Genomic DNA, 14,173 nt, shown 5'->3' with positions numbered 1-14,173 from the left:
CACATTGTAGTGTCTCTTTTTGTTGAACGCATTTTGAATATCCGGCCGTAGCGATTGACCGGATGCTGGAAGAGCGGTTATTGATGCTTTTAGCACATTGTCCAAGCCCGAAGCAGGATAGAGTCCATGGATACCCGGGCGTGTATCCTTTATAATCTCCAATAATGAGAATGGTTATCATTAGGAGGAAGTGTAATGAGTAAAGAACTTGAACGGAGTTATCCGCACCGTGGTTGCGAAGAGCATGTTCTCTACGCAGGTGAGCGGAATCTGGAGTACCGGATCCTTATCTCCCATCCTTCCGGGGAAGCGCCGCCGGAGGGCTACCCGGTCATCTACGCACTCGACGGGAATGCCGTATTTCATACGCTGGCAGAGTCCGCGCGCTTGCAGACACGCAAACCGCATGGCTATGATCCTGTTGTGATTGTAGCCATCGGTTATCCCTCCAGCGAACCCTTTGACATGACCCGCCGTTGCTATGATTTCACGATGCCTGCGGAGTTAGAATCACTGCCGAAGCGGCCAGACGGCAGTGATTGGCCTGAACATGGAGGCGCGGACAGCTTCCTCGATTTGCTGCAGAACGAGATCATGCCGTTGATCTCCGGGCTGTTTCCTGTGGATAGCCTGCGCCAGTCACTGTTCGGACATTCGCTGGGCGGCCTGCTCGTCCTGCATGCCCTGTTCACACGGCCGCAACTGTTCACCCATTACGCTGCCGGCAGCCCTTCGGTCTGGTGGGGCGGTTATTCCCTGCTGGTTGAGCAGGAGCGGTTCTCCGCCATGTACCCTGGGCTGAAACTACAGCGGAAACTGCTGATCACCATTGGCGCAGAAGAGCTGGATCATATGGTTGAGGATGCCGAGAAGCTGCCGGTTCTGCTCGCCCCGCTTGCTGCAGAAGGCTTGCAGGTCAGCCTCGTCAAATTCCCGCAAGAGGGCCATGTTACGGTACTGCCCGCAGCGCTCAGCCGTCTGCTGAGATTCGCTCTGGAATTACAATAAGAAGCCCAATAAGTGCAAAGTCTGAATAGATCCAAACTATACCTATCTCTTGTGGATCACCCGTCCCTATAATAGAGAATAGGTATAAAATTGGAGGCGGATTAGAATGACATTGCGACCTGATATCCAGGCGATAGTTGATACACTTCAGGACCTGGGAGTGATTGAACAGAACAGTCAAGTCAACGAGGAAATGAAAGGAACGACCGAAGGTCTCGTATACATTCTGACCGTCAATAAGGAAAAGAAATATGTGCTGAAGGTAGACACGCCGCAGAGCAATTCCTGCGCCGAACTGCTGCTGGCAGCGTATCCCGGGAGTTCACTGCTGCCTAAACTGCTGTATACCGATCCGCATGGGAACTACATTCTGTATACCTATACTGCCGGTACAACTCATTATAACCGCGGTGCCAAGATAGATTGGCTGCCAGGCATCGTAATCGGTCTTCTGAACCATTATGAAACCTCATCTGCGCCACAATGGGGACGCCTGGAAATGCCGCGGGATTCATGGGCTGAGTTCAATAGAATCAGTTTAGAAGAGGCACGCTCCAATGTGGGGGATATATTGCCTGCGGAGGATTATGATAAAGTACAAGCCTTGTCCGGCAGAATCTCCGGCGCGGAGGACAAGTATCTTTTGCATGGCGATACAGGTGTTCATAATTTTGTATTTCAGGATCACAGCCTGGTGGGCGTCATAGACCCTTCGCCGATGGTTGGACCACTCATCTATGACTTCACTTATGCTTTCTGTTCCTCACCGGATGACTTGAATAGGGTCACCTTGTTTAAGGCGTTTGACCAGCTCAAGCAGAAGGCAATAGGACATTCCAGATTGATAGAAGAGGTAGTTTTCCAGCTGTATTGCCGGATTGGCATCTGTGCCAGAGTCCATCCGCAGGACTTGAAGGACTATTTGACCGCTTGGGAGCACTGGAGAACACATCTGGTGTAACAACAAATCCTATTAAAATATGGTAAACTGATCTCATTAACCATAGGGGTGAGAGATGAATGTCCGATGATCATGATGAGCTATTGGAACAAAGGCGCAAGCGGCTGAAACTCATTCAATTTAGTAAAGAGGATCAAACGCTTATCGAGTCAGAGAAACCTAAGGAAACCTTCGCCGATGTAGGCGGTCTGGAAGAAGTGAAGAAGAAGATCAGGATGAACTTTATTCTGCCGCTGAAGCAGCCGGAGCTGTTCAAAGCTTACGGCAAAGAAGCGGGCGGCAGCCTGCTTCTGTTCGGGCCTCCAGGCTGCGGCAAAACCTTTCTGGCACGGGCGGTAGCCGGTGAGATTGAAGCGAATTTTATGCATATCGAGCTGCAAGCCATCCTGGCGATGTATGTGGGCCAAAGTGAGAACAACCTGCATAATATTTTTGAGAAAGCCAGAGAGAACAAACCGTGCGTCATCTTCATCGACGAATTGGACGCGATGGGCGGCAGCCGCCATCAGATGCGCCAGCATCATGACCGGATGCTGGTGAATCAGCTGCTGCTGGAGCTGGATGGTCTGCAAGCCGAGAATGAGAATGTGTTTGTCATCGGTGCCACCAATACACCCTGGTATCTCGATTCCGCACTGCGGCGTCCGGGCCGCTTCAACCACCTGGTGTTTGTCCCGCCGCCGGAGGAGTCCGAACGTGAGACTATTCTGGGCCTGAAGATGGCCGGAAAACCTGCTCTAGCCTTGAATCTGCCCAAGATTGCAGCAGATACAAAGTTCTTCTCGGGTGCCGATCTGGAGCAGGTGGTGAGCGATGCCATAGAATCTGCGATGGAGCGCACCTTTGAGACTGGAGAGATCCAGCCGATTACAAATGATGACCTGAAGAAAGCAGCGAAGTCCCGGAAGGCTACGACACTGGAATGGTTCTCAACCGCGAAGAATTATGCGACCTTCAGCGATGTCAACCGGGACTACCAGATCGTATTGGACTATGCCAAGAAACACGGAATTAAATAGCGGGATGAGTGACGGAGGCGCTGACAGTGGAGAATCAATTTAAGCAAAATACCCTTCAAGCGGTACATCAGCTCATCGAGTGGAAACGTTACAAGGAAGCTCTGACAGAAGCAGAGCAGGCACTGCGGGAAGAGCCGGAGGATCCGGATGTTTTTGCACTGATTGCCCATATTTATAATCTCATGGATAATTATGAAAAGGCGCTGTATTGGGCGAACGAGGCACTGATCCGGGACCCGGAGCAGACGTTGGCCTGGTATGTGCGCGTCAGTGTCTACTACGAAACGGACAACGAGAAAGCGCTGAATGAGAATCTGCAGGAAGCGATGCGGATTGATCCTTATGAAGCTCATTACTTTTTTCTGAAGGCTAATCTTCTAAACAAGAAGCAGAAATACAAAGAGTCGAGGGAGCTTTTGCGGCTTGCATTGGAACTAAGACCGGAGAGTCCGCTGTATTTGGCTACATTAAGCTATACAGAGGCACTGCTGGGCAATATGAAAGAGTCAGCCGAGCTTGACCGTCAAGCGGTTCAATATGGAGCCGAAATGCCATATGTGATGTTATATTTGGGATGGGCTGCGGGCGACCGCGGGGATTACAAGCTTAAAGAAACATACATGAAAAATGCGGTACGCCTAAGCCCTGACGATAAGCAGATTCAGAGCGAATTCCTGGAGGCGCTCCAGCAGCAGCACAAGCTGCTACGGATTTTTTTATGGCCTACCCGGCTCGTGCGCAGAATGAAGCGTTGGCAGATTATTCTGGCCTGGTTCATCATTTGGATTTTGTTCAGGCCGTTCGTGCTTCTGTTTATTGTATTGTATGTACTGACGCATTGGGTGACCAAAGCCATTGTACATGTGCAAGTGTTTGGCTGGAGACGAAGGGGCATGTGATAGTCCTTAGCCCGAATGTAAAAAGACATCAACGCTTCGTTGGTGTCTTTTTACATTTATCGCACTGAACCCTCCTGACCTCAGATCCGTTTCGCATCCACGAAGCAATGCATGTGCAGCGGAGACAACACCTTCAGCCCTTCCCCCATTTCAAAATCTTTATCCCGGGCCAACTGCCGGCCTTTCTCTGCAAAGTAGAGCCGGTATAGGGCCAGAATTTCATCACTGAACTGGCTGCGGTGCCGGGACATTGCAGCAAATTTCTGCTCGAAAGTTCCGGTGATGTCAATGACCGTGTTCGGCTCTGACGAGAAATAAAACCCGATGGCCTGCGGCTGCCACGGTTTGGTTGAAGTGCCTTTGGGATAACGGGCAAGTCCTGCTAGGAGAAAGGCCTGTGCCGTTGCCTTACCAACAACGATATGATCGTGATGCGCTTCATAGGCCAGCCACGGATCGGGGCAGAAGAGGGCGTCGGGTTGTACGGTTCGAATGATTTCGGCGATTTCCCCGGCTAATGAAGGCACATGATCCAGTGTGCCATCTCCATGCTGCAGCTGATGAAACTCCGTAGCGCCCAGCATTCTCCCCGCTGCCTCCAGCTCAACTCGCCGGATCTTGGCAATCTCTTCATGCGACAGCTGCTCATCTTCTGCCCCGAGGTCACCATTCGTTACGGTCAGGTAGTTGATTTCACAGCCTTTTTCCGCGAAGCTGGCAATAATGCCGCCCATTCCGACTTCATTGTCGTCCGGATGGGGTTGAATACATAATATTTTGCGGCATCCCGTGAGTTCGGGAGGGGCCATAAGGGTATGCAATGCAGATGAATCCATATCCATTCACTCCTTATTCATATTGTATGAGATTCAGACGATTATAAAGCTCGGGAAAATTCCAAATCGGACAATATACGATCTCTTTGCTTGTCGCTAATATTATAGAACAGGATAGGGATAATGGCAGCGACAAAACAAAGCGCCGGCAGGATGAACATCACAAAGCTGAGCCCATGCTGGAGACCCGGGGTTACCGGCTGGTTCTCAACATAGTTCATGAAGCCAAGGCTTGTACCGATGATGATTCTGGAGACAGCTCCGCTAAATTTAGTGATGAATGTATTCGTTGAAAAAACAATACCCTCCCCCCGGAAGCCCAGCTTCCATTCGGAATAGTCAATCGTATCCAGCAGCATGGATGTGCTCACAATAATGGTCATCCCTGAAAAAAAGAAGCTGATCCCGAAGAAGACAAGTGCAAACATCCTATTCTCGTCCCCAAACAGATAGGGAATAACACAGGATAAGCTGCCCAGAAGGCAAGAGGCGATAAACATCTTTTTCTTGGAAAACAACCTCAGCAATTTCGGAGTGGCTATCATTCCCAGCAGCATCCCTACAACAAGACTGATCCCCACCTGAGTGACATACACCGCATCCCCCCAGACATAAATCACATAATACAATTGAATGCTCTGCCTGATGCCGTTAATCAAATTGATAATCAGCAGTGAGGCGAGCAGGGCCAGCAAAGGCTTATTTTTGTAAATCGTCTGCAGATTTGTCTTGAAGGAAATCTTGTCGGGCGAAGGGGCTACTCTTTCTTTGGAGGTTAATCCAGTGAGAAAAATAGAGACCGCCGCAACAGCGGCTACGAGGATTGCAGAATAAAGGTAAGCATCCGTGTTTCTCTCGCCGCCGAAAGCAAGCAGCAGCTGGATGCCACCAATGGTAACGGCTACGGCTCCGAGGGTACCGCCAATTTTCCCTAAGGTAACTACCAGCGTCCGTTCATCCGGGTTTTTGGAGATTACAGAGGATAATGCCCAGAGCGGCGTATCACATACGGTATACAACATACCCCATAACAGATAGGAGATGGAGGCGATTACTAACGTCAGTGTAGGGGAACCTCCGAAATCCCAGAAACATAGAATCGTAGCAGCCGCGATAAGGAAGGGGGCGAACAGCAGATAGGGTCTGAATTTCCCCCATCTTGTGCGGGTCTTGTCTGTAATCATCCCCATTACCGGATCAAGACAGGCATCGACTATGCTGGCTACTACCAGAATTAGACTGGCCGTGGTAGCAGGTATGCCCAATAAATCGGTGTAAAAGAACAAAATGTACATCGACATAAAGCTGTATAGAATATTCTGGCCCAGCAATCCCCCGGAGAAAAAAATCTTTTCTTTGACGGGTACTTTATTTCCCATGAGAGCTCCCTCATTTCCGCTGAAGTTAAAGGTGATTATAGTGTATATCTGGTTGGATATGTATATTGTAATAATGTTTGCGCAAATAACGATTCCGTATATTTCGTAATTGAAGGGATTTTTTTTTGGCAATGCAAAAATAAACTATTCAGAAATCGACGAAATTTGTCGAAATATATCTATGCTGTCCGGGAGGCGTGCTGGGAGATTGCGTAATTGCACAGCTAAATACCGGGCACACACAAAGATCGTATCCAGGGGGAGTACTCATGAAGTGGTTCAGTAACATGAAAACAGCAAAGAAAATCATCTCAGCTTTTCTGCTAGTCGCTGTGATTTTGGCGGGATTCGGTATCTATTCGATATCGACGCTGCGGGGGATGAATAAAAACACAAATGAAATGTACAACAACAATTTGATTTCCGTAAGGGATCTATCTGCAGCACAAATCAATTATATGAATTTACGTTTATATTTGCGGAATATGAGTACAGAGAGCGGAGCTGAAGCTAAGGCTAAGATCAAGACCGAAATTGCTGCAGCCCGTGAGAGTATCGAACAAAAAATCGATACTTTCCGTACGGTAGCCAATACCACGAAGGAGCAGGAACTGCTGCGGACGTTCGATATCGAATACCCATCCTATCTAAAGCTTTATGAGCAGGGCATGTCCATCGCAGAGAATGAGGGTATGACAGCATTTAACGAATTTAATAAAACAGTTCTGAGCCTGCAGTCAGAAAAGGTTGCAGTAACATTGACGGAGCTGGTTACTTTCAATGCAAGCTTGGCAGAAGCCACCAACCATCGTTCGGAACAAACCTATAACACCTCACTGGTTGTTACTATAGCCGTGGTAGTCGCTGCGGTCATTATCAGCATCATTATTGGTACTTTCATTGCACGCTCAATTTCTAGACCTTTACGGCAGATGCTTAGTCTCGCTTCCGCGGTGGCTGACGGAGATCTGACGCAACAAGCGGAGGTTTCCTCCAAGGATGAAGTGGGTCAATTAGCATCTGCACTCAACCGGATGGTGACTAGCTTAAAGGAATTAATCAATAGTATCGTGATGAATTCGCAAAGTGTTGCCGCTTCCTCCGAGGAGATTTCAGCAAGCACACAGGAAATTTCCAGCACCAGCACCAGCCAGTCGGCTGCGGCAGCCAACATCACTGAACTCTTCAGAGAACTGTCGCTTGCCATTAACTCTGTGGCTGTTAGTGCAGAAGAAGCAGCAGAGCTCTCTAATGATACGGTCAGAACTGCCCGTGAAGGCGGACATGTGGTTGAGACATCCCTTCAGGGAATGCAGGCTGTGAATCATAAGATGACTCAGCTGGAAGATGACTCCAGTAAGATTGGCGATATTATTGAGGTCATTGACGATATCGCCGAGCAAACGAACCTGCTTGCGTTGAACGCAGCCATTGAAGCAGCCCGTGCCGGAGAACAGGGCCGCGGCTTTGCCGTTGTAGCCGATGAGGTCCGTAAGCTGGCGGAACGAAGCAGCGAGGCGACCAAGGAAATTACGAAGATTATTAAAGCGATGCAGGAAAATACGAAGCAAAGTGTCCGGGCCGTGTCCGAAAGTGTGGAGCAATCTTCGATGACCAGCCAGGCTTTTGAGCAAATTATCGCGATGGTGAATAACTCCGCGCTTAAAGTGAATGAAATTGCTGCGGCTTGCGAAGAAGAGTCTGCACAGGCTGCAGAGGTTATGAGTTCGGTAGAAGCAATCTCGGCTTCTAGTGAGGAGTCCGCCGCTGCTTCTGAAGAGACTGCAGCTACCTGCCAGTCTTTGGCTCAGCTCTCTGAAGAATTGGCCATTTCTGCTGCCGCATTCAAAACCCACTAATTTTACAGACTGAAGGTGACAATATGTCCACGCTGCAGAAGGAACAATATATTGAACTCGCCGTGGGTGCCGAGACCTGTGCGATCCGTATCGAAGAGATTCATGAAATCATTAAGATGCTGAGCATCACGGATATACCGTTCACCAGGAATGAAGTTAAGGGCGTGGTGAACCTCCGGGGCAAAGTAGTCTGTGTCATGAGCCTGCGCAATCTGCTTGGTATGTCGGATGAGCCCTATACAAGAGAAACCCGGATTATCGTAGTCCGTTGCCGGGATGAATTCGTAGGCTTGATCGTAGATAAAGTGAACAAAGTGACTACCTACGGAGAAATTCATCCGCCTACTGGAGGGCATAGCCGAAGTAGAGAAGGTGTTTTTCATGGCATTGGACAACAGGGAGACCAGCTTATTGGAATCTTGAAGCTCGAGGAAATATTGGGCGGATAGAAAGGAGAATATAAATAATGATGGAGCTGTCTGCCTACCGAGATATTTTCATAGAAGAGCTGAACGACCAGTTGGAGCGGATGGACCAGTCCCTGTTGACCCTTGAACAATCTCCTTCGTCCGAGCTGATCCAAGTTCTGTTCCGGGCCGCACATACGATCAAAGGCTCTTCTTCAACGATGGCCTTCCGGGAAATGAGTGATTTGACCCATGAAGTGGAGTATGCACTGGAATGGGTACGTGAGAAAAAACCGGAAATCACCGCAATTCTGATTGATACACTCTTTAGCGCACTGGATGCCATGAAGAAGCTGCGCAGCCAATATATCAGCGGGGAAGCTTATGATGACTGCAGTTCTGTGGTTTCGGAGATTAAAGCGCTGATTAATAAACCTGCAGAGCAAGAGCCGGTGCGCCCGCCTGTGTTAAGTGCCGCTGAGAGTCTTAAAGTAGAGGAAGCCACTGCCGCCGGGGAACAGATACTGATGATCGGCGTTTCGCTGAAAGAGGATTGCCAGATGAAGGCAGCACGCCATTTCATCCTGTTGCAGCGGATCGAAGATGTCTGCGGATCGGTTATTGCTGCTTCACTTTCACCAGGTGAAGTTGTAAATAAAGATGAAGACAGCCGTTACGGCAGATTCGCTGTAGTGGTTGCAACATCGAAAGAGCCGCAGCTGATCCAGTCACAGCTGGAGGGGGATTCAGATGTGCAAACTCTGGCGATTACTCCATTCGAATCGGGAGAAGCTGCTGGCGGAGAGATAATAACTAAAGAAGTGCCGGCAAATATGCCACAGTCCGGGCCTCCGGCAGAAGAACGGGTCAAAGGTAATCAGCCGACGGTCCGGGTCAGTGTGGAACGGCTCGATCATCTGATGAATCTGGTCGGTGAATTGCTGATAGACCAGACCTCACTAGCGGATCTGAAGACGGCCGGCATCCGCAATGACCCTGCTAAAGCGCTGCAGAGCATCAGTGGCGTATCCGATCATATGGGCAGTGTCATTAAGGAATTGCAGGAAGGCGTGATGAAGACACGCATGCTGCCTATAGACCAGCTGTTCAGCCGGTTCCCGCGTATGGTCAGAGACCTGGCGCAAAAGCTCGGAAAGGATATAGAGCTGGTGGTACAGGGCGGCGAAACTGAGCTGGACCGGATGATTATCGAGGAATTGAGCGATCCCTTGATCCACTTAATCCGCAACAGTGCAGACCACGGAATCGAAAGCCACGAAGTGCGTGCGTCAAAAGGCAAACCGGCGAAGGGGCGCATTACCTTGTCCTCCTTCCATGAAGAGAATAATGTAGTGATTTCCCTGGCAGACGACGGTCAGGGCATTGATGCCGGGAATATCAAGGCTTCCGCGCTTCGCAAAGGCATCATTACAGAGGATCAGGCTGCACATTTGACGCCGCTTCAAGCGCTTCATCTCATTTTCGAGCCTGGCTTCTCGACGGCATCCGAGGTGAGTGATGTATCCGGACGTGGGGTGGGAATGGATATTGTCCGCAGCCAAATTGGAAGGTTGAACGGAATCATTGATATTGATACAGAGCCGGGTCAAGGGACGACATTCACAATCAGGCTTCCGCTCACCTTGGCGATCATCAAGGGGTTGCTGGTCAAGGTGTCAGGCCGGGTATTGATTCTCCCCATGTACAACATTGCTGAAATTGTTCGTATTCACCCGGAAGAGATTCAGACGATCCAAGGGGAGCAGGCGATAATTAACCATGGACGGATTGTGCCGTTCTCCTGGCTGCGGGACAAGCTGCATTATCCGCGTGTTGAGCGCAGTTCCAAAACGATCTCGATTGTCATTGTCAGGTCAGTCGACAAAATTTCTGCCTTTGCGGTGGATGAAATCTTGGGCAATCAGGAAGTGGTCATCAAAACGCTCGGCACCATGCTCGGGACCTTGAACCATCTATCCGGAGCGACCATTCTGGGGAACGGACGGGTGGCTATCATCTTGGATGCTTCCTACCTCGTAAGCCATTAATTTATGATGTAAGAGTGCTTTATCAGCCGGGAGAATGGCTGATGGAGCACTCTTTTTCAATAGAGATCTGTATAGAACTTTACAGGATGGAGAAAAATATGGAAGAAGACTTAAGGAAAAGGAGTGGCGATGTGGTTATTACACTGGGATCTGATGAAGTTATCAACCGGATCAAGCAGCTTCAATCCAACGGAACAATCAACAAAAAGCAGGTAAAACAGCAGGATCCGGAGCTGATGCGGAGCGCATTGTATTATTTTCCAAGCTGGGAGCATGCCCTGAAAAACGCAGAGCTGGTATAGAACAATACGACAAAGAGCCGAAGATGCGACTACTGCGCACCTGCGGCTCTTTAACTTTGTGAGGAAATCCACTTCTCATTTATTCCGTTGAACCCTCTATTATAGGTAAGAATTTTTGTTGTTCGATTGCTTTTTGGTTTAACTGCAATTCATCTCTGAAGGCATTGATTTTCAACTGCAGTTTGTGCAGGATTTCCAACTGCATCTCGTTAACCCTGTCTTCAATGCAAAAAGCGGAGCAGGAGAGAAAACCATCGGCATAAGACTTTGTTTCATCGGTAATGGTATTAAGCTTCTCTTTATAGATTCTCTTTACAGGTCCAAGCTCAGGTTTGATCTCGTAATAACGGTTGGTCTCAAGCAGCAATCGCCAAGGACTCACCTTAATATCAAATTCATCCTTTTCAATCTCTGCAGATACTTTGACTATTTTAATCTGATTGTTCATGATGATAGTGATCCTCCTGCAAACCCATACTTTCAATGGGGATAAATTCTCGATGATGGACTAAGAGATTATATCATGCAAAGGGATCATTTCCTACTGAAATTTATAAAAAAGAATAGTTCATTGGAACTATGTGTAAATACCTTTTGCAGGAGGATGTCATGAAAAAGTTAATTGTTGTCAACGGCCCAATGGGTGTCGGGAAATCCGCCGTATGCAAAAGTCTGAACGGGGTGCTAAATCATTCCGTATGGCTGGACGGCGATTGGTGCTGGATGATGAATCCCTGGATCGTAAACGATGAAAACAGAGCCATGGTGGAGAATAACATTACATATCAGCTAAGAAGCTTCTTGACGAACTCTACATTTGAATATGTCATTTTCAGTTGGGTACTTCATCGCGTAGAGATCTTGCAAGGTCTTCTGAAACGGCTAGATGATCTGGAATTTGATCTACAAACGATTACCTTGATCTCTTCGGAGACTGCACTAAGGCAGCGGATGGAGCAAGCCCATAGACCGGAAGAGCAAATTCTCAGCAGTATCGAACGTTTAAGCTTATACCGGAACATGGGGACTACTAAAATAGATACAAGCAGCCACGATGTGGACGGAGTTGTTGAACAAATGAAATTAATCATCAGTCAATAAGGAGTTCAAAGACCGTGACGGACGATGGGGGAAACCGGACCCGCAATCAAAGTGCTTGTTCCTTTTATAAAAGATTGATTCTGTTCTGAAAAAAGCTGTCGTTGATCATATACGTCCATGTCGCTGAGGGGACTCTCAAAGCTTCCAATTGGAAATCCATCTTCAGTGAGCTAAAGTCCGTTGTCAGAAAAAGTTCCACCACAGCGGTTTCGATCCTCTCTTCCAGTGTTGCATAGGCATTTATGATCAGCCGGTGATACTCATGCAGCGGATTTTTGTGGCTTAGGCTTTCCAAATGAATGCCTTCCCTCACAGAAGAAACGTAAGCCAGGTAATTAGCCCAGCCGTTATCAATTTGAACCAGTGTGATGAATCTTTCGGTGTCCTCAACCCTTTTTTTCCCGAACCTGCGGCATAATTGTTCGTAAATTGCAGGTACTCTTGTCATTAAGAGGGTTGGTCTCAAAAACTCACCAAGCAGGGCCTCCCGTTTCTTGAAAAGAATACGCCGCTGCTGTTCGATCAAATCTGCATATTTATTTAAGGTTTTTCTGATTTCAATATGCTGGCCATCCATGACTAGCTGAATATGGTTGATCAGGTTGCAGATTCTGGAACCCTTAAGCGGAGAATCCTGTTGCAGGTCCTGATATTCCTTTGGAAGCGACTCTCTTAAGCCGAACCTTACGAGCAAATCATCTTCCAGGCTGATCATATAGCGGGAGGAGCCGGGATCTCCCTGCCGGCCTGCACGGCCACGCAATTGTTGGTCTACACGTACACTTTCATGCAGATTTGTACCGATGACATACAATCCGCCTAGTTTTTTTACTGCCCAGTATTCTTCTGCATCGCCTCCGCCCAGAATAATATCGACACCCCGGCCTGCCATATGAGTTGAAACGGTGACCATATTCAGCCGGCCTGCTCTGGCGATCAGCTCCGCTTCCCATTGATCATTTTGCGCGTTCAGGAGGTTACATGGAATGCCAGCATTCTGCAAGTCGGCTGCCATTTGACAGGATGCCTGCACACTGGCTGTACCAATCAGGATGGGCTGCTTCGTCTTATGAATGGCAGAAATTTCACTAAGAATAGCCTGCCGCTGGGCTTCACGGTGCGTGAATATTACATGAGGATAATCAATTCTTCTGCAGGGATGATGCGGTGGAATCACCATCACATCCAGGGCATAATAGGCTCTAAACTCATCCGCGGAGGATAACGCCGTTGCTGTCATCCCGCAGAGCCGGGCATAGAGGCTTAAAAAATGCTGCAGCGTCATGGTTCCAAGAATTTTGCCGCCGGACTGAATGCTCAGCCCTTCTTTGGCTTCCACTGCTGTCTGCAGACCGTCTGGCCAATGCCGGTTCTCGGCAATTCGCCCGGTGAATTCATCAATAAGCAGCACGGCGCCGTCTCTTACAATATAATCGACATCTTTCTTTAATAAAGCTTCTGCATGCAGCGCACAGTGAAGCTCTGCGAGCGTATCCGAGTTGCGGGACTCATATAAATTTCCGCATTTCAGCATGACCTCAACCTTAAGCGCTCCGGCTTCCGTCAGGTGTACATTCCGCCCATGCTCGTCCGTATCATAATCCGGCCCCTGAATGAGCTGCTTCACGATCAACGGCATTTCACGGTTACCTGCACGTTTCTTGTCCGTTTCTCCTGCGATGACAAGCGGAATCCGGGCTTCATCAATGAGTATGGAATCCGCCTCGTCAACCAGTACGCAGTGAAGGGGGCGCTGCACTTTGTGGGCCGGAGTATATACCAGCGAATCCTTCAAGTAATCAAAGCAAGCCTGCTTCGAAGACAAATAAGTGATATCGGCAGCATATGCTGCTTTTCTTTCCTCGACATGCTGCCCCTCTGCAACATAACCGACGGAGAGACCCAGCCCCCTGTAGACGGGGCCCATCCATTCGGCATCCCGCCGAGCCAGATAATCGTTAAAGGTAAAGATATGAGCGCCTTTTCTCTGCAGCGCCTGTAAGTAAGCGGGGAGGATGGCAGCCAGCGTTTTCCCTTCCCCGGTTTGCATTTCCACCAGATAACCATCACACAGAGCCAGTCCTGCTGCGAGCTGTACGTCAAAGAGACGGATCTGCAAGAATCGCCACACGGCTTCAGCTACAAGTGCTGCCCCTTGGATCATTAAATCCTCAAGCGGTGCACCACTTTGGGCTTTCAGCTTCATTTCCCTGGCACAACGCCTGATTTGGATGTCGCTCCAGTTCTTCATTGGAAGCTGGCGGATGAGTTTAATTTTTTCATAATAAGGCTTGAGCTTACGCTCCTGGAACTTCGCCTCTATGCGGCTATACAGATTGTTACCCATAGCAAAT

Annotated in this window: 13 protein-coding genes; 9 read left to right on the top strand and 4 right to left on the bottom strand. The window is 48.8% G+C overall.

Going from position 1 to position 14,173, the window contains the following annotated elements; translation table 11 throughout:
• Positions 1–195: 195 nt before the first annotated feature.
• The 4 genes from NST07_RS21840 (at position 196) to NST07_RS21825 (ending at position 3,887) form a co-directional block, all read left to right on the top strand.
• The gene (locus NST07_RS21840; RefSeq protein WP_341094304.1) at positions 196–1,008 is read left to right on the top strand and encodes an alpha/beta hydrolase-fold protein; all 813 of its coding nucleotides are present in this window, start codon (positions 196–198) and stop codon (positions 1,006–1,008) included.
• A 106-nt stretch (positions 1,009–1,114) separates the two neighbouring features.
• Positions 1,115–1,969, top strand: coding sequence for a phosphotransferase (locus tag NST07_RS21835; RefSeq protein ID WP_341094302.1), 855 nt, complete (start codon positions 1,115–1,117; stop codon positions 1,967–1,969).
• A 59-nt stretch (positions 1,970–2,028) separates the two neighbouring features.
• Positions 2,029–2,988: an ATP-binding protein gene (locus NST07_RS21830; protein ID WP_341094300.1), complete on the top strand. Its 960-nt coding sequence runs from the start codon at positions 2,029–2,031 to the stop codon at positions 2,986–2,988.
• A 26-nt stretch (positions 2,989–3,014) separates the two neighbouring features.
• A complete protein-coding gene (locus NST07_RS21825) occupies positions 3,015–3,887 on the top strand; it encodes a tetratricopeptide repeat protein (RefSeq protein WP_341094299.1) in 873 nt (290 codons plus the stop codon).
• A gap of 80 nt (positions 3,888–3,967) precedes the next feature.
• On the opposite strand, the gene NST07_RS21820 is transcribed toward NST07_RS21825, so the two are convergent.
• Both NST07_RS21820 and NST07_RS21815 read right to left on the bottom strand, forming a co-directional pair.
• On the bottom strand, positions 3,968–4,723 hold the full coding sequence (locus tag NST07_RS21820; RefSeq protein ID WP_341094298.1) for a PIG-L deacetylase family protein: 756 nt from the start codon (positions 4,721–4,723) through the stop codon (positions 3,968–3,970).
• A 41-nt stretch (positions 4,724–4,764) separates the two neighbouring features.
• Positions 4,765–6,102: a glycoside-pentoside-hexuronide (GPH):cation symporter gene (locus NST07_RS21815; RefSeq protein WP_342480169.1), complete on the bottom strand. Its 1,338-nt coding sequence runs from the start codon at positions 6,100–6,102 to the stop codon at positions 4,765–4,767.
• A gap of 269 nt (positions 6,103–6,371) precedes the next feature.
• Here NST07_RS21815 and NST07_RS21810 point away from each other — a divergent pair, with 269 nt between their 5' ends.
• The 4 genes from NST07_RS21810 to NST07_RS21795 all read left to right on the top strand — a co-directional run bounded on the left by NST07_RS21810 (position 6,372) and on the right by NST07_RS21795 (position 10,718).
• Positions 6,372–7,961 carry a methyl-accepting chemotaxis protein gene (locus NST07_RS21810; RefSeq protein WP_341094296.1) on the top strand — a complete coding sequence of 530 codons (1,590 nt, stop codon included), beginning with the start codon at positions 6,372–6,374 and terminating at the stop codon, positions 7,959–7,961.
• A 23-nt stretch (positions 7,962–7,984) separates the two neighbouring features.
• Entirely contained in the window at positions 7,985–8,410 is a 426-nt protein-coding gene (locus NST07_RS21805) for a chemotaxis protein CheW (protein ID WP_341094294.1), read from the top strand.
• A 17-nt stretch (positions 8,411–8,427) separates the two neighbouring features.
• On the top strand, positions 8,428–10,416 hold the full coding sequence (locus tag NST07_RS21800) for a chemotaxis protein CheA (RefSeq protein WP_341094292.1): 1,989 nt from the start codon (positions 8,428–8,430) through the stop codon (positions 10,414–10,416).
• Positions 10,417–10,514: 98 nt separating this feature from the next.
• Positions 10,515–10,718: a hypothetical protein gene (locus tag NST07_RS21795; protein WP_341094290.1), complete on the top strand. Its 204-nt coding sequence runs from the start codon at positions 10,515–10,517 to the stop codon at positions 10,716–10,718.
• Between the two features lie 79 nt (positions 10,719–10,797).
• Here the strand turns inward: NST07_RS21795 and NST07_RS21790 are convergent, their stop codons facing one another.
• A complete protein-coding gene (locus tag NST07_RS21790; RefSeq protein ID WP_341094288.1) occupies positions 10,798–11,166 on the bottom strand; it encodes a hypothetical protein in 369 nt (122 codons plus the stop codon).
• Positions 11,167–11,327: 161 nt separating this feature from the next.
• Between NST07_RS21790 and NST07_RS21785 the strand changes: the two genes are divergently transcribed.
• Positions 11,328–11,819, top strand: a complete 492-nt coding sequence (locus NST07_RS21785; protein ID WP_341094287.1) for an AAA family ATPase — start codon at positions 11,328–11,330, stop codon at positions 11,817–11,819.
• A 64-nt stretch (positions 11,820–11,883) separates the two neighbouring features.
• Here NST07_RS21785 and secA2 read toward each other — a convergent pair whose 3' ends face one another.
• Positions 11,884–14,166: an accessory Sec system translocase SecA2 gene (secA2, locus tag NST07_RS21780; protein WP_341379079.1), complete on the bottom strand. Its 2,283-nt coding sequence runs from the start codon at positions 14,164–14,166 to the stop codon at positions 11,884–11,886.
• Positions 14,167–14,173: the final 7 nt, after the last annotated feature.

This window comes from Paenibacillus sp. FSL L8-0340, assembly GCF_038593145.1.
Classification (GTDB): domain Bacteria; phylum Bacillota; class Bacilli; order Paenibacillales; family Paenibacillaceae; genus Paenibacillus_AQ.
Note: the sequence above shows the minus strand (reverse complement) of the source record. Positions and strands in the feature narration are given on the sequence as shown.